We start from the raw sequence: 17,903 nt of genomic DNA on the forward strand, positions 1-17,903 counted from the left end.
TTTATATTTTATATAAAAGAAAATTAAATTGCAGTATATCCACCATCGGCGATGATATAACTTCCAGTTGTGAAGGAAGATTTTTCAGAACTTAAAAATACTACCAGTTCGGCAATTTCTTCAGCAGTTCCTAAACGGTTCATTGGTGCTTTTGCAGCAATTGCAGTCATCATTTCCTTATTTAGATTATCTTTTAGCAAAGCTGTTTCTATATAACCCGGGCCAACTGCATTACAACGAATATTTTTTTGTGCATACTCTGCTGCAATATTTTTAGTCAACCCTACTACTCCATGTTTAGAAGCAGTATAAGCCGGACTAAGAGGCGCTGCAACCTGACCGTGAATTGAAGCAATATTTACAATACTTCCTCCGCCATTTTTTTCCATTTGCTCTAATTGATAGCGGCAGGCATAGAAAACACCACTTAAATTTAAAGCAATTACTTTATCCCATGCTTCAGGTTCATATTCACCGGTTGGTTTGGCAGGACCGCCCATTCCTGCATTATTACATGAAATATCAAGTCGGCCATATTTAGAAACGGTTACTTCAACCATATGTTTATTGTCGCTTGCGATTGATGAATCTCCTTTTACAAAAAAAGCTTCTCCACCTCTATCCTTTATAATTTTTACGGTCTCTTCGCCGTGATCTACGTTAATATCTGAAAGTACTACTTTTGCTCCTTCTCGAGCGTAAGCTTCTGCCACCGCACGTCCAATTCCTGAACCTCCGCCGGACACAAAAGCAACCTTGTTTTCTAAAAGTGCCATCTTTAATATATTTAAAATTTGTACTACAATTTACGAAGATATTCAGGGAAGACCATACGAAATCCGGAGTTTACAATAAGATTAAGACTTTCTCATAATCATATGTTATTTTACATTAAGATCACGATAATCCGTTAATTTTTTCTTATTTACTATCTTCATCTAATTTCATATTTCCGCGATCCTTATGACTTTCGGGATTAGAATTAGAATAACGATTGGGTGTAATATCTGAGTTTCTGTCTTTGTTTTCTACCGTTTTCTTTGCCTCTTCTTCTGTAGCAACTCCACGATTAGAATTTGCGTTTTTTGAATTTACGTCACCTTTTACTTCCTTAATTTCCTCATTCTCATTTCGGGCCCTGTCTACAACTTCTTTATTGCCGCTTTTATCAGTAACAACTTCTTTTTTCAGTTTAGATTCTTCTGGTTGGTTATCATGCGAAATGTTTTTTCCTTTAGATTCATCTATATTTTTTTGAGCTCCATTTATCTTTTTTGATCCTAAATTATTAGTTTCCATAATTTTGTATTTTATTGTTAGTATTATAATATTACGAATTCTAAAGCTGAAAACTAAGTGCTTTAACATTGCTTTTGGTTTATTTGATCAATATTTTCAATTCCTTCTCAAACAAAACTATCTTTGCAAAAAAATAAAACATGCATCGACACTTCATTCTTTTTAAACCTTATGGCTATCTCAGCCAATTTATATATGAATTAAAAAGAAAGAAAAAGCTTTTAGGCGAATTGCATGATTTTCCGGTGGGCACAATGGCCATTGGTAGACTTGACGAAGATTCTGAAGGATTGCTTTTACTGACTACTGACGGTAAAGTAAGTGAACAGATAAGAAGCAAAAAAGTCGATAAGGAATACTATGTTCAGGTTGATGGTGTTATTACACCAGAAGCTATTACAGAATTGCAAAAAGGTGTAGAAATTGGTTTTGATGGAGGTAAATACAAAACCAAACCTTGCTCTGCTTTTATTGTGACCGAAATTCCTGATTTTGGTCCAAGGGCAAAAAAAATACGGGACGAACGGCATGGTCCAACTTCATGGGCTTCTATAACGGTAAATGAAGGAAAGTTTCGTCAGGTTCGAAAAATGACCGCTGCAGTTGGTTTTCCAACTTTAAGATTAGTTCGTGTTCGTATAGGAAATGTATATTTGCAGAACTTAAAAGCCGGTGAGGTTTTAGAAGTTTCAGATTTTTTTGAATTAGATAATGAGTCAATTTGAAAATTAGATAATTTCGATGTCTGGATTCCTGGATGAGTTTGAGTTAAAGATCGATTGACTAACAATTTCACGGATTAAACTATTAACCAATTAAACAAATAAACAATAATGCTAAACGTTGTTCTTGTAGAACCGGAAATCCCTAATAATACCGGAAATATTGGGCGATTGTGTGTAGGTACAGAAAGTAAATTGCACTTAATTCATCCTTTTGGATTTGTTATTAATGATAAAAACCTGAAACGTTCCGGTTTGGATTATTGGGTGCATCTTGACGTTACCGAATATCAAAACATAGAAGAATGGATTCAACAAATTCCGGATCAGTCACGTGTTTTCCTGATGAGTTCCCATGCCGAAAAATCATATCTTGAAACTGATTTTCACGATGGCGATTGGTTGGTTTTTGGGAAAGAAAGTGTTGGTTTGAGCCAGGAAGTTTTGGCACGTTTTGAAAATCACCTAACGATTCCGATGTCGAAATTAATCAGAAGTTTTAATATTGCAAATTCTGTGGCTTTTGTGGTTGGAGAAGCTAAAAGACAAATTGCATTAAAGGTTTAAGATATAATTGTAACCTCCGGAGGAGCATTATACTTATAACTCATATTAAATTTCTAACACGAAGCTCCTGCGGAGCGATATATATTTCACCCCTACGGGGCTCTATTGAATGTGATTCACATTTATATAAATATTACGTCCCGCTGGGACTTCCAACCTTTAAGTAATTATAAACTTTCCTCTTTCGGCATCAAAAATAATATGTTCGTCCTTGAATAAAGTGGCAAAACTTCCTTTTGAAATTAGATTACAAGGTTCATCCTGAATAATTAATTCCGGTGTCATAATAATCATTTCGTCACTTAACTGAATCGCCAGATCAATATCGTGTGTTGAAAACAAAATACACTTTTGAGTTTCCTGCGTTAGCTTTTTCAATAATTTGAATAAGGCTACTTTATGCAGTAAATCCAAATGTGTTGTAGGTTCATCCAGGATAATCAATGGTGTATCTTGCGCCAGTGCTCTTGCAATTAAAACCTTTTGTAATTGTCCGTCGCTAATTTCATAATGTTTTTTCTGAGCTAAATGCTCAATCTGAGTCAATTCTAAGGCCTCCTGAACTTTCTCAATATCAGTTGGCGTCAAAGTACCAATCCAGTTTGTATAAGGCTGACGGCCTAATGCAACCAACTCAAAAACAGAAAGATTACTTGGTGGCAACTTCTCGGTTAAAACCAAACTTAGATTTTGAGCTAAATCTAAAGGTGTATATGTATTAATATTTTTATCATTCAGGAAAACGTTTCCTGCTAAAGGCTGCTGAATTCCGGTAATTGTGCGCAATAAGGTTGATTTGCCAATTCCGTTTGCTCCAATTAATGAAATTAGTTTTCCGGAACTTAAATTTAGATTTAGATTTTCAGCAATAACCGCAGTTTCTTTCTTGGATTTATATCCAATACTTAAGTTTGAAGTTTCTAAAATAGTATTCATTTTTTAAAGTTGCTAAGGTTCTGAGTTACTAAGCTGATAAGTTTCTTTTGCCACAGATTGTAAGGATTAAAATGATTTTAAAATCTGCGAGAATCTTTTTAATCTGTGGATAAATAATTTTTACTGAAAATTTCTTTTTCTCATTAATAACCAAACCACTACAGGTGCACCTATTATAGACGTAATGGCATTAATTGGTAATGTGGTTTCTAATCCTGGTAATTGTGAGGCTATGTCGCAAAAGAGCATGATTATTCCGCCATAAAAAAATGTACTCCAATATAAAACGGCGTGATTACTGGTTTGAAAAGTGAGCTTTGCAATATGCGGAACTGCTAAACCAATAAAAGCAATAGGACCCGCAAAAGCTGTAACACTTCCTGCCAGAATACTTGTTGCAAATATAATTGTTAGTCGTGCCATTTTATAATTCAAACCCATGCTTTTAGCATAATTCTCTCCTAAAAGCAATGCATTCAAAGGCTTTATGCTACTTGCACTTAAAAGTAAACCCAAACTTATACACACAGCTAAAATAGCAATAGAGGTCCAGGAAAGATTTCCCAGACTTCCTAAGGACCAAAAGGTAAACTTCTGTAATTGTTCTGCCGAACTAAAATAGGTCAAAACCCCAACGATAGCACTGGTAAAACTGCCAAACATTAGTCCAACAATTAAAATTGCCATTGTGTTTCGTAATCGCTGTGCTACTAACAAAACCAACATTAAAACAGAAACACTTCCTAATGTTGATGCAATTACAATCCCGTAAGGTGACAAAAGAATCACGTTTAAAAATGTGGGTAAAAAACCTGCACCTAAAATCACAACGGCTACGGCTAAAATCGCTCCGGAACTTAGTCCTAAAACATCCGGTCCGGCTAAAGGATTCCTGAATAGGGTTTGCATTAATAATCCGCTGATAGACAATCCTACACCTACTAAAACAGCAGTAATTGCTTTAGGCAAACGATAATTAATAATAATATATTCCCATGTCGATTTGCTGGCCTGGCCTCCTGTTAAACTTGTATAAACTTCTTTGAACGGAATTGTTATTGATCCTAAACTAATGTCCAGAAAAAACATAAACAAGAGTACTAAACCAAGTATTGAAAACAGGATTATATTTCGCTTTTTATTGATCAATATCTTTAGTTTAATTTAGATGCAAAAGTAAATTCGTAGCTTGGCAATAAATCAGGATGAAATATTTTGATATAATCTTTCAATACTAAATCAGGACGGCTTGGCGCCAATTCATAATATACTGTTCCTCCTGTTGCTCCTGATTTACCTTCGAATGTATATACATTCTTATTTTTAAAAGCATCAAACTGACTATAATGTGTATTAATTTTTCCAAATTCATCCAATGTTTTAAATGCACCAGAAGCAATCCAGAAATCAGCTGTTTTTGCCTTTACCAAAACTTTTTCAAAAGACAATCCTTCACTTCCGGTTCCTTTTAGATCTGACCATAAATAATTTGCATGAGCATCTTTCATAAATTGTGCAACCCAGCTATTTCCTTTGGCTACATACCATACATCTTCGTACATAGCACCATATAAAACAGTCGAAACTGCAGGTTTATCGGCTAGTAATTTTTTAGCCTGATTGTAACTCAAAACAATTTTATCAAATAACTCCTTGGCTTTATCTTCCTTGCCAAATAATGCTCCGTATAGTTTAATCCATTCTGCTTTTCCTAGTGGAGATTGCTCCATCCAGTCTGCCTGAATCAAAATAGTCAGTCCGCTTTTCTTCAAATTATCCAACATCGGATTGTTATTATCAACTCCAAAAGTAACAATCAGATCCGGAGACAACTCAATCAATTGCTCGATATTTAATTTTTCGTTCTGACCTACATTCTTAACTGCACCTTTATCAATTAAAACTCTGGTTTTTTCTGATGATACATAATCAGTGTGCGGAAAACCAACTAATTTATCTTCGACTTCCAGCATTTCAAGAAACGGAATATTAGTTGTCGAGGTTACTACAACAGATTCTAATGGAACTTTTATTGTGGTATATTTTTGTAAACTGTCCGGAACTTTAGCTTCTTTTTCTTTTAAAATATACGTAAATTTTGCATTTGCATTTGGCCATGGATCTGAAACTGTCACTACTGAATATCCTTCGTGTTTTACAATAGAAAGTCCGGAAGCGTATTCTATACTGTTTGTTGCAATTTCAGTTTTTGCAATCTCCGCAGTTTCATTCTTTTTACATCCAACGAGAATAAAAAAGGGTAAAATAAAAATTAATTTGGGTAATAAATTTTTCATAAACAGGTTATCTTATTTTTAGGGAATAGTTTTTGCTTTCTCGAATTTTGGCTCATAATCTGAATCATTCTAATTTAATAATTTAGATTTTGAAAGAGACAAAGGTAACGCAATTTCTATTTTTTTTGTTTACTTTTATTCTTACAAAATCCCACAAATACCACCTTTATCTTATGAATACCATAAAAACAAAAGTTTGTTCTGGTTGCGAATCTTCTTTTAATTGTGGCGATATTTCAACCGAAAACAAATGTTGGTGCAATGATTTCCCTCCTATATTTAATCTTTCTGAAGGAGGTGATTGTCTTTGTCCAGTTTGTTTTAAAGAAGCCTGCGAAGATAAAATAGATGCTTATATAGAAACAATTACACCTCAAAAAGCCCTCACGAATAAAGCCCTCTCTTTACCAAAACAAGAAAAACTAATTGAAGGAATTGATTACTATCTCGAAAACAATAATTATGTTTTTAAAGCTTGGTTTCACCTGAAAAGAGGAAGCTGTTGTGGAAATGATTGCCGTCATTGCCCTTATTAAATTGTTAATTATGAATTATTAGTTATAAATTTATAACTATTTTTTATACGATTGGTCATTTGCGTTAGGGATAGAAGCGATATCTCCCAATTTAAAAAAACAAGGCTTTTTAGCCGTAGTTTTTTAAATTGGGAATAAAGCGAATAGCCCGGCCGAAGGAAACGCCATAACAACTAACAATTTATACTTAACAATCAATAAATGATTTATCTAATTACCGGAGGCGAAAGATCAGGAAAAAGCAATTATGCTCAAAACTTAGCTTTACAGCTTTCAGAATCACCTCTATATGTGGCAACTGCCAGAAAATGGGATGATGATTTCAAAAGCAGAATTGATCGTCATCAGCAGGAACGAGATGAACGCTGGACAAATATTGAAGAAGAAAAATATTTAAGTAAAATTGATTTTACAAGAAAAACAGCATTGATTGATTGTGTAACGCTCTGGTTGACAAACTTTTTTACTGACCATAAATATGATGTAATTTTAAGTCTGGAAGAAGCTAAAAAAGAATTTCTTTCTATTGCAAATCAGGAAAATGCAACCTTGATTATTGTTACAAACGAAATTGGAATGGGGGTTCATGCCGAAACTCATATTGGCAGAAAATTTACCGAATTACAAGGTTGGATGAATCAGTTTCTGGCTTCAAATGCAGATGAAGTAATTTTGATGGTTTCAGGAATTCCCGTTAAAATCAAAGGTTAAAATAAAATTAAGAGAACTCCAAATTCTAAAACTATACAAAAAATGAGTTACTTAGATGATATTTTAAAATCACGCCGGGACACGCGTCATTTCACGACGGATGAAGTTCCTGATGAGGTGATTAAAAAAGCCTTACAAGCCGGACATTGGGCTCCATCTGTGGGATTAACCGATGCTACGAGATATTTTATCATAAAATCTGCCGAAGTAAAAACTGCTGTAAAAAATCTATTTCTTGATTATAATAAAAAAGCCGAAGAGCTTACTGATAATCCGGAACAAAAAGAACACTATAAATCCCTGAAGTTAGAAGCAATTGAAGAAGCGCCAATTGGACTTATAATTGCATATGATCGATCTGTTTTAAATCAATTTACGATTGGAACTGTTGGCAGTAACGAAGCTGTAAAATTCAGTTCGGTTTGTGCTGCACAAAATATTTGGCTATCGCTTACAGAACAAGGTTACGGAATGGGATGGGTTTCTATTTTGAATTATTATCAGTTTAAAAAAATCCTTGATTTACCGGAAAACATAGAGCCATTGGGATATTTTTGTATCGGGAAACCGGCAACAAATTATGATAATCAACCCATGTTGCAGCAATTGAATTGGAAACAAAAATCAGAAACTCCGGTTTGTACTGAAATTAAAAATGTTATATCAAATCCTGTTTTAGATTTTGATTTGAAAACCCAATCTGAAATTAAAACTGAAACTAAAAATAATTTTAGTGCACTTTTGCAGGAAAAAATAGATTCTAAAACAAAACCTATCGGCGCTCTGGGAACTTTAGAAACACTGGCTTTTAAGATTGCTACGGTTTTTGAAACTTTAAATCCTAAAATAATAAATCCTAATATTGTTGTATTTGCAGCAGATCACGGAATAGCAAATCATGGTGTAAGCGCTTATCCGCAGGATGTGACGAGACAAATGGTTGGTAATTTTCTCGAAGGCGGCGCTGCAATAAATGTTTTTTGCCATCAAAATGATATTCAGTTATCGATTGTAGATGCAGGTGTGAATTATGATTTTCCCACAAACGCCAATTTGATTCCCGCTAAAATTGCCAAAGGAACGCAGTCTTTCCTGCATATTCCTGCAATGAGTGATATAGAATTGCAGTTGTGTTTTGAAAAAGGAAAATCGATTGTGGATGACATTGCTAAAACAGGCTCTAATTGCATAGGTTTTGGCGAAATGGGAATTGGAAATACTTCTACAGCTTCTGTTTTAATGAGCATTTTAACCAACTTACCTATAGAAGAATGTGTTGGAAAAGGTACCGGAGTTGAAAATGAAAAGCTGATTGAGAAACAAAATTTACTTCAAAAAGCCATTGAAAATTATTCCGGTGATGCCGAATTAAAACAACAGCTCGCTTATTTTGGAGGTTTTGAAATCATGCAAATTGCAAGCGGAATGTTGACTGCTTTCGATCATAAAATGCTGATTTTGGTAGATGGCTTTATTTGCAGTGTTGCCTTTTTGGTTGCATCAAAAATTAATCCCGATATAAAAAACAATGCTGTTTTCTGTCACTGCTCTGCTGAAAAAGCACATCAAAAATTATTAAATTATTTAGACGCAAAACCAATTTTAAACCTTGATTTGCGCTTAGGCGAAGGAACTGGCTGTGCAATTGCTTTTCCTATTTTACAATCAGCCGTAGCTTTTTTGAATGATATGGCAAGTTTTGAAAGTGCCGGAGTCAGTAGGAAGTTATTAAAGTAACAGTATTCAGTTACAGTATTCAGTACTCATCAAAAATTTATAAATCCACTTTTTTAAATGAAAAAAGAACTACATATCTTCTTTACCTGTTTAATGTTTTATACCAGAATTCCATGTCCAAAAAACATTGATCATCATCCTGATTATTTAAACAAAGCAACCCGATATTTCCCTTTGATTGGCTGGATTGTTGCCAGTATTTCTTTTCTCTCTTTTTATATCTTTTCTCTTTTTCTTTCAACAGAAACAGCTGTTATTTTTGCATTTATTACTTCTGTTCTTACTACAGGAGCTTTTCATGAAGATGGTTTTGCTGATGTTTGTGATGGTTTTGGCGGAGGCTGGACCAAAGAAAAAATACTAATTATTATGAAGGATAGTGCCATAGGCGCTTATGGGGCAATTGGTTTAGTTTTACTTTTTTTATTGAAATTTAAATTGCTTTCTGAATCTATTTTACTTTTTAAAGGAGACAATGCTATTGCGGTTTTTCAGGTTTATCTTTTATTTGTTTCGGCTCATGCTTTGAGTCGTCTTGCTGCAATCTCTATTATTTTTACACATGAATATTCGAGAGATGATGCTTCTAGCAAGAGCAAGCCGATTGCGAAAAATCACACCTGGAAAGAAATTTCAGGATCTTTTTTCTTTGGACTGATTCCGTTATTTGTGTTCTCTTATTTTCAGTACAAATTTCTTTTGGCCCTGCTTCCGGTTTTCATAATGCGTTATTTTCTAGCTCGTTATTTTCAAAAATGGATAGATGGTTACACAGGAGATTGTTTGGGTGCAACGCAACAAGTTTGTGAAGTAGTTTATTATTTAAGTATTCTTTTTATATGGAAATTTATTTAGTCCGTCATACGGAAACAATTTGCGAAAAAGGAATTTGCTACGGACAATCTGATGTAGGTTTAGCAGAACCTTTTGAACACATTTTCGACGATATTGTTTCGCAATTACCACAAGATGCAATTATCTTTTCGAGTCCGTTGAAGCGTTGTGTAATTTTAGCCGAATATATTCACAAGCACACTAAAGCCTTGTCATTACAAAAAGATGAGCTCTTGATGGAAATGAATTTTGGCGATTGGGAAATGAAAAACTGGAACGACATTAATCGGGAACAACTCAATCCGTGGATGGAAGATTTTGTAAATATCAATGCCTCAAATGGTGAATCATTTATCGAATTACATAAAAGAGTTGGTGATTTTTTATCTCAACTTTCAAAAGAAACAGCAACATCAACAATTATAGTTGCACATGCGGGAGTTATTCGAAGTATCTTATGCCATCATACTTTATTACCCTTAAAAGATGCTTTTAACAATAAAGTAGATTTCGGTCAGGTAATAAAAATAGTACTTTAAATGCCTTTTTGATTAGAATTTACTTTTAAAAGTCCAATAAATTTGAAAAATCGATAATTTTACCTTTATCTTTGCACAAAATTAAGGTTGTGTTTAAATCAACACATTAAAAGGGAATCAAGTAATATAAAGCTTGAGCTGTACCCGCAACTGTATGCTAAGTTCTGAAAAAGAATGTTTGTTATTAACTACAAAACCACTGATCGCCCCCGCGAATGGGAAGGTAAATAACAAAACGCAAGCCAGGAGACCTGCCTTTATAACAAATATCGAGCTCTCGGGAAAAAGAGTGTAGAAATTATGACTTTAAAAAGACTTTCAGCTTTTTGTTTATTGCTGTTGTGCCAGATTATATCGGCGCAGAAAGACTCTATTACCAGTCTCAAAGAAGTTATCGTTTCTGATGCTAATCTTAAAAAATACTCCAATTCACAATCAGTTTTAAAACTCAATGATTCTGTTATTGCTAAAAATGAAGCATTACTTACGGATTTACTAAATTTCAATTCAACTATTTATTTTAAGGAATATGGTCGCGGAATGCTTTCTACAGTTGCTTTTAGAGGAACTACGGCATCACAAACGGCAGTAATCTGGAACGGAATAAATATCAATTCTCAAATGAACGGAAGTACAGATTTTAATACTATTTCAGGTTCTGATTATAATTCTGTAAGTGTAAAAGCCGGAGGAGGAAGCGTTATTTATGGCAGTGGCGCTGTTGGAGGAACTGTTCATTTAAATAATGACTTAGCTTTTTATAAAAGATTTGAAAATAATCTAAAGCTCGATTATGGAAGTTTTAATACCATTGGAATCAATTATAAAACGAATATTTCGAACGAAAAATGGAGTGCTCAAATTGGATTTTCTAAAAACAGTTCTACAAACGATTATAAATATCTAAATAGATATACCTGGAAAGGCGAACAGCGCTGGAACCAAAATGGTCAATATGATATTATTACAGTGAATGCCAATGTAGGATATAAATTCGACTCAAAGAATATTTTGAAATTATATACTCAAACGTCAAATACAGATCGAAATACTTCATTGATCACAGAAACAGAAAGAAAAAGCAAATATATAAATGGTTTTAACAGAAATTTACTGGAATATGATGGCGATTTCGGGAAATTCAGAACCAATTTCAAGGCAGCTTATATATTCGAAAATTTTCAATATTATGCTGACAATTCCAAAAACCAATATACTTACGGAAAAACCGAAAGCTTAATCACGAAAGCTGATTTAGGTTATACTCTTTTTAAATCAACTCAAATTAACGGTATTATAGATTACAACAGGACAAAAGGTTATGGAAGTGGTTTTGGCGATCATACCAGAGAAATTAGCTCAGCTGCATTATTGATAAAACAAGATTTTTCAGCCGACTGGAAAAATGAATTCGGAATCAGAAAAGAGTTTACTGATAATTATAAATCACCAATTTTATTCTCACTAGGATCATCTTATCAGCTCAATAAATTATACAATTTAAAATTGAATCTGTCTAGAAATTTCAGAATTCCAACCTTTAATGATTTGTATTGGGAAGAAGGCGGAAATCCAAATCTAAAACCTGAAAGTTCTTATCAGGCAGAAATTGGAAACGTTTTTACATTCAAAAATATGTCGTTGACACAAACCTTTTATTACATGAAAATAAAAGATTTACTGCAATGGGTTCCCGGAAAAAACGGAATTTGGTCTCCTCAAAATACTGATAAGGTAAATAGTTACGGAGCCGAGACTTTATTAAGCTGGAAAAAGCATTTTAGTAAAAATTATTTTAGTGCCAATGCCTCATACGCTTACACGATTTCTGAAGATGAAGCAACTGGAAAACAGTTATTTTTCGTTCCGTTTCATAAAGTAAATGGCGCAATATCTTATTCCAGAAACAAAATTTCAGCATATTACCAATTTTTATATAATGGTTTTGTTTACACACAATCTGATAATGACCCTAAACAAATCGTAAAGGATTATACGGTATCAAATCTTGGAGTTGATTATGATTTTAATTTTTTAGAATCTTTTAAATTAGGCTTTCAGGTTTTGAACCTTTTTAATGAGAATTACGAAAGTCTCGAAAACAGACCTTTGCCAGGCAGAAATTTTAATATATACATTAACCTTAAATTTTAATATAATGAAGCTAACTAGATTTTTATTAATAGCACTAAGCGTATCGCTTTTTGTTTCTTGTTCTAACGACGACTCAAATGATGCCCCAAAAGGAGTTTATGATAATGGTTTTTTTATTTTAAATGAAGGGTCCAGTAAAGGTGGTTCCGTTTCTTTTTCAAGTGACGATTTTTCTACCGTTGTTCCTAACGTTTATGAAGCTGCTAATGGTGCAGATTTTGCGGGTGTTTATCTTCAAAATATCTTTTTTAATGGAGACAACGCTTACATAATTGCGGGAGGATCTGACGTAATTAATGTAGTAAACAGATATACTTTTAAATTAGTTTCGAAAATTGAAACCGGTCTTATTACTCCAAGATATGGTGTAGTGAAAGACGGAAAGGCTTATGTTACAAATGCAAATACATATTCGTACATTAATCCTGCAACAGGAGATACTGATGATTTTATTGCAGTAATTGATTTAGCCACAAATAAAGTTGAATCTAAAATTGACCTGAATTCAACTGCAAACAGAATTATTTTAGAAAACAATAAATTATACATCACTGATTCTTCAAATGATAAAGTATTAGTAGTTAATCCAGCAACAAAAACTTTAGAAGCTCCAATAACTATTGGGTATAGTGGAGACAGCATGGAGGTAAAAGATGGCGTTTTATATGTTTTAAAAAGTCCATACCAAAATAGAGGTGAACTTGTAAAAATAAAATTATCAGATAAAACTATTTCTAAAATTGCTTTCCCTGAATCATTAGACGGATCTGGAAATTTAGATATTTATGGCGATAAAATTTATTACACTGTAAATAAATCTGTTTATGCTATGAATACATCGGCAACAACCCCTTCAACTACTCCATTATTTACTGCGAGTCTTTCTACAGATGGTTACATATATGGTTTCACAGTAAAAAATGACAAATTTTATATTGGCGATGGTGGTGACTTCAAATCAAGCAGTAAAGCTTATATCTATGATTTAAATGGAACTTTTATAAAAGATTTAGCTGTAGGTATTGCACCAAATGGTTTCTACTTTAATGAATAATTTTTAGTTTAGAATAAATTGTGTTTTTGGAATAATACAATAATAAAAAAGGCTTTCATTTCTGAAAGCCTTTTTTATTATTCTTATTTTAATGCTCTTAAGAGACCTTCGGGAGCTTTTTCTATAAACATTTGATTTCTCATTCCGCTCATTGCTTTTACATCTGTAAAAGATTTTAAAGCTACACCTTTATCATTTTGTGCTTTTTTAGCACCTGATCCTGTAATTTGCGAAATTGCAACATTTAGCAATGGTTCTGATGAATCTCCTAAAACACCCAGATTACTAATGCGTTCTAATTGCTCATAAGTTGGTTTTAAACCATCTGTATATTCACCAAAATCAGCTGCATTTACAATTTTTAAAACCAAAGGCTGCATCGCATATTTATGATTTGGATTTCTGTTTGATTTGCCAAAAGTTGGAGAATCATATAAGGTAACAGATCCTACATTTTTACCTACTGTCGTTTCCCCTATCTGAATTACAGAAATATAAGGAACTAAGCCGTTTATTACCAATTCACTCGCAGAAGCTGTCCCACTTGTCGTTAAGATATATATTTTGGTCAGGTTCAAACTATTAATTGCAGTTCCATCGATTTTATCTACGAATTTATTATTTAGAGATTCAGGATCTTCACTTTCGTAATATTCATTTATTTTTGCATTCCATTTTTCTTTAGAGAAAATCTTACCAGTAAACTGCCCGGTAATCATACTTGCCAATCGTGTTGCAGTTTGTATAGAACCTCCTCCATTATATCTTAAATCCAATACAAAATCTGTAATTCCCTGTGATTTTAATTCAGCGAAAGCTGCATTAAGCTGTGTATCATAATTACCGTAGAAACCATTATACATTAAATAACCAATTTTGTGACTTCCTGAAGTAATCACTTTATTGATAAAAATAGGATTTTCGTCTAAAGTTGTTTTTACTAATGATACTGTTTTTCCGTTAGATTCAAAACCAGTTCCGTTATAAGAAACCATATTCAGTGTATAACTATCAGCTGCTAAAAGTGATTGATAATTAGAAACCGTTAATTGTGTCCCATTTACTCCACTAAAAAGGTCACCACGCTTAATTTCTTTTTTTGAAGCATCAGAATTCGGAATAATATAACGCACATAACCAACCAAATCTGTAGAGCTTCCGGGTTTATAACTCAATCTAAAATCTACACCATCATTTTTACTAGTTCCCTGTAATTCCTGTTCCAGAACAGTATAATCATCAACAATCCAGCTAAAACGATCGATTGCCTGACCTTTAGGATATTTGCTGATTGGTTTATTTAATAAATCCTGAAACAAATCTTCTTGTTTGGAATATCCTCTCAAAAAAGAATTTAATGCTTCCTGAGTGTTAAAACGATCATCTGCCAGGTTAGGTACATCAGCTTGCCATAAATAAAACTGATTTAGTCCTTTCCAGACAAAATCATTTACTTGTAAAGCCGCTGGAGACTCAACATCATCCTGATCCTCACAAGATTGCAAAGAAAAAGCAAGCAAAAATAATAACAGTACACTCTTTAATATTGTTTTCATATAGTAGGTATCTATGTAGTATTAACGTAAAAATAGTATCTTTAGTTTTAACTCTAATTATTTTAAAGAGTTTTTTTTTATTAAAATTTACATCTGCCGTGTAACAAAAATAATCGTGTCTCGTCTTGACTATATAAACGAACTAATAATGGTTTGTTTATGAAATGAAAATAACTCTGAATTTTATCTGAAAAAAGATTTAAAACAAGGATTATCATTTCTAACCAAAAACCAAAAAATAACCACAGATGAACCAAATTGTGTTTATAGAATTAATAAATCCTTTTAAAGACAAAGTTTTTCGTCTGGCAAAAAGATTGTTAACCAGTACCGAAGAGGCAGAAGATGCAACTCAGGAAGTAATGGTTAAATTATGGAACAAAAAAGAGAATTTAGACTCGTATAGTAGTGTTGAAGCGCTGGCAATGACAATGACCAAAAATTATTGCCTGGACCAATTAAAATCCAAAAGAGCCGGAAATCTTCAAATTGTTCATAATAATTATACAGATCGGGAACCTCAACTGGATAAAAAATTAGAGGATTCGAATAGTCTGGAATGGGTTGAAAAAATTATAAGTCAGTTGCCCGAACAATTACAAATATTAATTCAGTTACGCGATGTTGAACAATATGAATTTGATGAAATTGCGAAAATTGTCAACATGAATGAAACGGCTATTCGGGTAGCACTTTCTAGAGCGAGAAAAAAAATTAGAGAATCAATGCTTAATACACACCGTTATGGAATTCAATAAAATAGAAGATATATTAGAAAAATACTTTCAGGGAGAAACCAGTATTGTAGAGGAAAAAGAATTAAAAGAATATTTTTCTTCACCAAATGTTGCGCAGCATTTAGAGCAATACAAACCTATGTTTGGTTATTTCTCTCAGGTAAAAGAACAAAAATCGACGCAGGAACTCGAGAATCTTGTGCAAACAGATGAAGCAATACCACTAAAAACTAAAAAACGAAATGTAGCGTGGTTATCTATTGCAGCCTCTGTTGTTGTTTTACTAGGAGTTGGAACCTACTTTTATGTGAGCGAAAAAAATGCAGCCCCAGCTGTAGCGCAATCAGAATTAGGAACCTATGATGATCCCGAAGAAGCATTTGCTGCAACGCAAAAAGCTTTGGCGTTATTATCAAACAATGTTAATGTAGGTATCGAAAGCGTACAATACATTAAAGAATACGAACAATCAAAAAACAAAATTTTTAAACAGTAATTAAAATCAATCAAAAATGAAAAATTTCATCATAACACTAGTTTTAGCATTCGTTAGCCACGCATTTTATGCACAGGGAGCATTTGATAAATTTGATGGTCAGGACGACGTGACCTCAGTAATTGTAAACAAAAAGATGTTCGATTTAATGAGTAAAGTAAAAGTCGATGCTTCTGATAAGGAAACACAACAATACATTAACCTGATTAAAAAATTAGATTACCTAAAAGTTTTTACCACTAAAAACCCAAAAATTGAAGCAGATATGAAAGCCTCTGCTGACAAATATGTAAAAACAGCCGGTTTAGAAGAATTAATGCGAATTAATGATGGCGGAAGAAACGTTAGAATATCTGTTAAATCCGGAGCAACAGATTCTCAGGTAAGAGAATTACTGATGTATGTTGACGGAGCAAAAAACGATGAGACTGTTTTATTGTCATTGACAGGTAATTTTGATATTAACGAAATTTCAGTACTTACAGACAAGATGCAACTTCCTGGTGGTTCTGACCTAAAAAAAGCCTCTAAAGGTAAAAAATAAGATGAAAATCAGCATTTTTACCTCAGCCCTTTTAGTAATACTGACTTTAGTAAGTTGTAATTCTAATCCTTCATTGCAGAAATATTTTGTTGAGAATACCGATAATAAAGATTTTATCGCGTTGGATGTTTCACCTAGTATTTTGAACGTAGAGAAAACAAAATTATCTGCAGAACAAAATGAGGCTTTAAAATCATTTGATAAGATGAATATTTTAGCTTTTAAAGCCAATACTACAAATCAGGCTCAGTTCGAAACAGAAAGAGCAAAAGTCAAAGCGATTCTAAAAGATCCAAAATACCAGCAATTAATGAGTTTTGGCTCTGGTAAAGACGGTGCATCAATAAGCTATGTAGGCACAGATGATAATATTGAAGAATTCGTAGTTTTTGCCAATAAAAAAGAAAATGGATTTGCAGTTGTCAGGGTATTAGGAAAAAATATGAACCCAAACAATATTATGACTTTAATGTCCGTTTTAAAAGAATCAAAAATCGATATGGAACAATTGAAGCCTCTGCAACAATTGATTAAGCAATAACAACTATCTTACTTTATTTTTTCAAACAAAAAGCTCCTTGATTATGGAGCTTTTTTATTTAACAATTTAGAAGAATATACTGAATAACATTTATTGCAATTTATTAGAATCAGAACCTAATTTATTTATATTTGTGATTAACCAAAACATGAATTAAATAAATTAATATGGTACAAAAAACATCGAATGCCTTTATAGCGGCATCTTGGGTAGCTCTTGGAGCTGGAACAGTTGGATTTATTGTTGGTCTTGCAAGAGCCGAAATGTTACTAAACGAAAAAGGATATTATTTCACCGTTTTAATGTTTGGTCTTTTTGCTGTTGTTTCCTTACAAAAAAGTGTGAGAGACAGACTTGAAAAACTTCCGGTTACTGATATTTATTACGGAATTTGCTGGTTCGGAACACTGTTATCTATTGTATTATTAGTTGTTGGTCTTTGGAACGCTACAATTTTACCAAGCGAAAAAGGTTTTTATGCATTTGCTTTTTTATTGGCTTTGTTTGGTGCAATTTCAGTACAAAAAAATACCAGAGATAATATGTCAATCTCTAATGAATAATTTTTATTAAATAAACCAACTTCCAGTATTAAAATAAAAAGCTCCAATTTTCATTGGAGCTTTTTTTATATCAGAATTTG

The 17,903-nt window shown here is 33.0% G+C and carries 20 protein-coding genes and 1 riboswitch; of the genes, 14 read left to right on the plus strand and 6 right to left on the minus strand.

Annotation, left to right across the window (positions count from 1 at the left end; all coding sequences use genetic code 11):
- Window positions 1-23 precede the first annotated feature (23 nt).
- The gene (locus RC62_RS01235) at window positions 24-776 is read right to left on the minus strand and encodes an SDR family NAD(P)-dependent oxidoreductase (protein WP_055091804.1); all 753 of its coding nucleotides are present in this window, start codon (window positions 774-776) and stop codon (window positions 24-26) included.
- Between the two features lie 145 nt (window positions 777-921).
- Window positions 922-1,299, minus strand: coding sequence for a hypothetical protein (locus RC62_RS01240; RefSeq protein WP_055091806.1), 378 nt, complete (start codon window positions 1,297-1,299; stop codon window positions 922-924).
- 140 nt (window positions 1,300-1,439) lie between these two features.
- Between RC62_RS01240 and RC62_RS01245 the strand changes: the two genes are divergently transcribed.
- Window positions 1,440-2,024, plus strand: coding sequence for a pseudouridine synthase (locus RC62_RS01245; protein WP_055091808.1), 585 nt, complete (start codon window positions 1,440-1,442; stop codon window positions 2,022-2,024).
- Window positions 2,025-2,132: 108 nt separating this feature from the next.
- Entirely contained in the window at window positions 2,133-2,588 is a 456-nt protein-coding gene (locus RC62_RS01250) for a tRNA (cytidine(34)-2'-O)-methyltransferase (protein WP_055091810.1), read from the plus strand.
- A 159-nt stretch (window positions 2,589-2,747) separates the two neighbouring features.
- On the opposite strand, the gene RC62_RS01255 is transcribed toward RC62_RS01250, so the two are convergent.
- The 3 genes from RC62_RS01255 to RC62_RS01265 form a co-directional block, all read right to left on the minus strand.
- Complete coding sequence (locus RC62_RS01255) at window positions 2,748-3,524, minus strand: ABC transporter ATP-binding protein (protein ID WP_055091812.1); 777 nt, start codon at window positions 3,522-3,524, stop codon at window positions 2,748-2,750.
- A gap of 120 nt (window positions 3,525-3,644) precedes the next feature.
- Window positions 3,645-4,673: an iron ABC transporter permease gene (locus tag RC62_RS01260; protein WP_245176759.1), complete on the minus strand. Its 1,029-nt coding sequence runs from the start codon at window positions 4,671-4,673 to the stop codon at window positions 3,645-3,647.
- Between the two features lie 5 nt (window positions 4,674-4,678).
- The gene (locus RC62_RS01265; RefSeq protein ID WP_055091815.1) at window positions 4,679-5,821 is read right to left on the minus strand and encodes an ABC transporter substrate-binding protein; all 1,143 of its coding nucleotides are present in this window, start codon (window positions 5,819-5,821) and stop codon (window positions 4,679-4,681) included.
- Between the two features lie 173 nt (window positions 5,822-5,994).
- Here RC62_RS01265 and RC62_RS01270 point away from each other — a divergent pair, with 173 nt between their 5' ends.
- From RC62_RS01270 to RC62_RS01300, 7 genes are all read left to right on the plus strand, one after another.
- The gene (locus RC62_RS01270; RefSeq protein ID WP_055091817.1) at window positions 5,995-6,357 is read left to right on the plus strand and encodes a DUF5522 domain-containing protein; all 363 of its coding nucleotides are present in this window, start codon (window positions 5,995-5,997) and stop codon (window positions 6,355-6,357) included.
- A gap of 201 nt (window positions 6,358-6,558) precedes the next feature.
- Complete coding sequence (cobU, locus tag RC62_RS01275) at window positions 6,559-7,068, plus strand: bifunctional adenosylcobinamide kinase/adenosylcobinamide-phosphate guanylyltransferase (RefSeq protein WP_055091820.1); 510 nt, start codon at window positions 6,559-6,561, stop codon at window positions 7,066-7,068.
- A gap of 42 nt (window positions 7,069-7,110) precedes the next feature.
- Window positions 7,111-8,805, plus strand: coding sequence for a nicotinate-nucleotide--dimethylbenzimidazole phosphoribosyltransferase (gene cobT, locus RC62_RS22610; protein WP_082421189.1), 1,695 nt, complete (start codon window positions 7,111-7,113; stop codon window positions 8,803-8,805).
- 57 nt (window positions 8,806-8,862) lie between these two features.
- Window positions 8,863-9,660 carry an adenosylcobinamide-GDP ribazoletransferase gene (locus tag RC62_RS01285; RefSeq protein WP_055091822.1) on the plus strand — a complete coding sequence of 266 codons (798 nt, stop codon included), beginning with the start codon at window positions 8,863-8,865 and terminating at the stop codon, window positions 9,658-9,660.
- Window positions 9,645-10,178 carry an alpha-ribazole phosphatase gene (gene cobC / locus RC62_RS01290; RefSeq protein ID WP_055091824.1) on the plus strand — a complete coding sequence of 178 codons (534 nt, stop codon included), beginning with the start codon at window positions 9,645-9,647 and terminating at the stop codon, window positions 10,176-10,178. Before RC62_RS01285 ends, cobC begins: the two co-directional genes overlap by 16 nt.
- Before the next feature lie 67 nt (window positions 10,179-10,245).
- Window positions 10,246-10,452: riboswitch (cobalamin riboswitch) on the plus strand.
- 26 nt (window positions 10,453-10,478) lie between these two features.
- Window positions 10,479-12,332: a TonB-dependent receptor plug domain-containing protein gene (locus RC62_RS01295; RefSeq protein ID WP_055091828.1), complete on the plus strand. Its 1,854-nt coding sequence runs from the start codon at window positions 10,479-10,481 to the stop codon at window positions 12,330-12,332.
- A 4-nt stretch (window positions 12,333-12,336) separates the two neighbouring features.
- Window positions 12,337-13,386 (plus strand): YncE family protein, encoded by a 1,050-nt coding sequence (locus RC62_RS01300; protein ID WP_055091938.1) that lies wholly within the window; start codon window positions 12,337-12,339, stop codon window positions 13,384-13,386.
- Between the two features lie 83 nt (window positions 13,387-13,469).
- Here RC62_RS01300 and RC62_RS01305 read toward each other — a convergent pair whose 3' ends face one another.
- Window positions 13,470-14,942: a S41 family peptidase gene (locus RC62_RS01305; protein ID WP_055091830.1), complete on the minus strand. Its 1,473-nt coding sequence runs from the start codon at window positions 14,940-14,942 to the stop codon at window positions 13,470-13,472.
- A gap of 248 nt (window positions 14,943-15,190) precedes the next feature.
- Here RC62_RS01305 and RC62_RS01310 point away from each other — a divergent pair, with 248 nt between their 5' ends.
- From RC62_RS01310 to yiaA, 5 genes are all read left to right on the plus strand, one after another.
- Window positions 15,191-15,700 (plus strand): RNA polymerase sigma factor, encoded by a 510-nt coding sequence (locus RC62_RS01310; protein WP_055091832.1) that lies wholly within the window; start codon window positions 15,191-15,193, stop codon window positions 15,698-15,700.
- Window positions 15,687-16,175, plus strand: coding sequence for a hypothetical protein (locus RC62_RS01315; RefSeq protein WP_055091834.1), 489 nt, complete (start codon window positions 15,687-15,689; stop codon window positions 16,173-16,175). The genes RC62_RS01310 and RC62_RS01315 overlap by 14 nt, the downstream gene beginning before the upstream one ends.
- Window positions 16,176-16,191: 16 nt before the next feature.
- A complete protein-coding gene (locus RC62_RS01320; protein ID WP_055091836.1) occupies window positions 16,192-16,719 on the plus strand; it encodes a DUF4252 domain-containing protein in 528 nt (175 codons plus the stop codon).
- Window position 16,720: 1 nt separating this feature from the next.
- Window positions 16,721-17,260, plus strand: coding sequence for a DUF4252 domain-containing protein (locus RC62_RS01325; RefSeq protein ID WP_055091839.1), 540 nt, complete (start codon window positions 16,721-16,723; stop codon window positions 17,258-17,260).
- Between the two features lie 167 nt (window positions 17,261-17,427).
- Window positions 17,428-17,823: an inner membrane protein YiaA gene (gene yiaA, locus RC62_RS01330; RefSeq protein WP_055091841.1), complete on the plus strand. Its 396-nt coding sequence runs from the start codon at window positions 17,428-17,430 to the stop codon at window positions 17,821-17,823.
- Window positions 17,824-17,903: the final 80 nt, after the last annotated feature.

This window comes from Flavobacterium aquidurense (genome assembly GCF_001404985.1).
In the GTDB taxonomy this organism is placed as follows: domain Bacteria; phylum Bacteroidota; class Bacteroidia; order Flavobacteriales; family Flavobacteriaceae; genus Flavobacterium; species Flavobacterium aquidurense_B.

What these genes read in the sequence shown, in the direction of transcription:
- RC62_RS01285 (WP_055091822.1), top strand. Translation starts at nt 8,863, where the DNA reads ATGAAAAAAGAACTACATATCTTCTTTACCTGTTTAATGTTTTATACC.
- RC62_RS01245 (WP_055091808.1), top strand. Translation starts at nt 1,440, where the DNA reads ATGCATCGACACTTCATTCTTTTTAAACCTTATGGCTATCTCAGCCAA.
- yiaA (WP_055091841.1), top strand. Translation starts at nt 17,428, where the DNA reads ATGGTACAAAAAACATCGAATGCCTTTATAGCGGCATCTTGGGTAGCT.
- cobU (WP_055091820.1), top strand. Translation starts at nt 6,559, where the DNA reads ATGATTTATCTAATTACCGGAGGCGAAAGATCAGGAAAAAGCAATTAT.
- RC62_RS01320 (WP_055091836.1), top strand. Translation starts at nt 16,192, where the DNA reads ATGAAAAATTTCATCATAACACTAGTTTTAGCATTCGTTAGCCACGCA.
- RC62_RS01305 (WP_055091830.1), bottom strand. Translation starts at nt 14,942, where the DNA reads ATGAAAACAATATTAAAGAGTGTACTGTTATTATTTTTGCTTGCTTTT.
- RC62_RS01310 (WP_055091832.1), top strand. Translation starts at nt 15,191, where the DNA reads ATGAACCAAATTGTGTTTATAGAATTAATAAATCCTTTTAAAGACAAA.
- RC62_RS01315 (WP_055091834.1), top strand. Translation starts at nt 15,687, where the DNA reads ATGGAATTCAATAAAATAGAAGATATATTAGAAAAATACTTTCAGGGA.
- RC62_RS01265 (WP_055091815.1), bottom strand. Translation starts at nt 5,821, where the DNA reads ATGAAAAATTTATTACCCAAATTAATTTTTATTTTACCCTTTTTTATT.
- RC62_RS01295 (WP_055091828.1), top strand. Translation starts at nt 10,479, where the DNA reads ATGACTTTAAAAAGACTTTCAGCTTTTTGTTTATTGCTGTTGTGCCAG.
- cobT (WP_082421189.1), top strand. Translation starts at nt 7,111, where the DNA reads ATGAGTTACTTAGATGATATTTTAAAATCACGCCGGGACACGCGTCAT.
- RC62_RS01255 (WP_055091812.1), bottom strand. Translation starts at nt 3,524, where the DNA reads ATGAATACTATTTTAGAAACTTCAAACTTAAGTATTGGATATAAATCC.
- RC62_RS01325 (WP_055091839.1), top strand. Translation starts at nt 16,721, where the DNA reads ATGAAAATCAGCATTTTTACCTCAGCCCTTTTAGTAATACTGACTTTA.
- RC62_RS01250 (WP_055091810.1), top strand. Translation starts at nt 2,133, where the DNA reads ATGCTAAACGTTGTTCTTGTAGAACCGGAAATCCCTAATAATACCGGA.
- RC62_RS01235 (WP_055091804.1), bottom strand. Translation starts at nt 776, where the DNA reads ATGGCACTTTTAGAAAACAAGGTTGCTTTTGTGTCCGGCGGAGGTTCA.
- RC62_RS01270 (WP_055091817.1), top strand. Translation starts at nt 5,995, where the DNA reads ATGAATACCATAAAAACAAAAGTTTGTTCTGGTTGCGAATCTTCTTTT.
- RC62_RS01300 (WP_055091938.1), top strand. Translation starts at nt 12,337, where the DNA reads ATGAAGCTAACTAGATTTTTATTAATAGCACTAAGCGTATCGCTTTTT.
- RC62_RS01240 (WP_055091806.1), bottom strand. Translation starts at nt 1,299, where the DNA reads ATGGAAACTAATAATTTAGGATCAAAAAAGATAAATGGAGCTCAAAAA.
- cobC (WP_055091824.1), top strand. Translation starts at nt 9,645, where the DNA reads ATGGAAATTTATTTAGTCCGTCATACGGAAACAATTTGCGAAAAAGGA.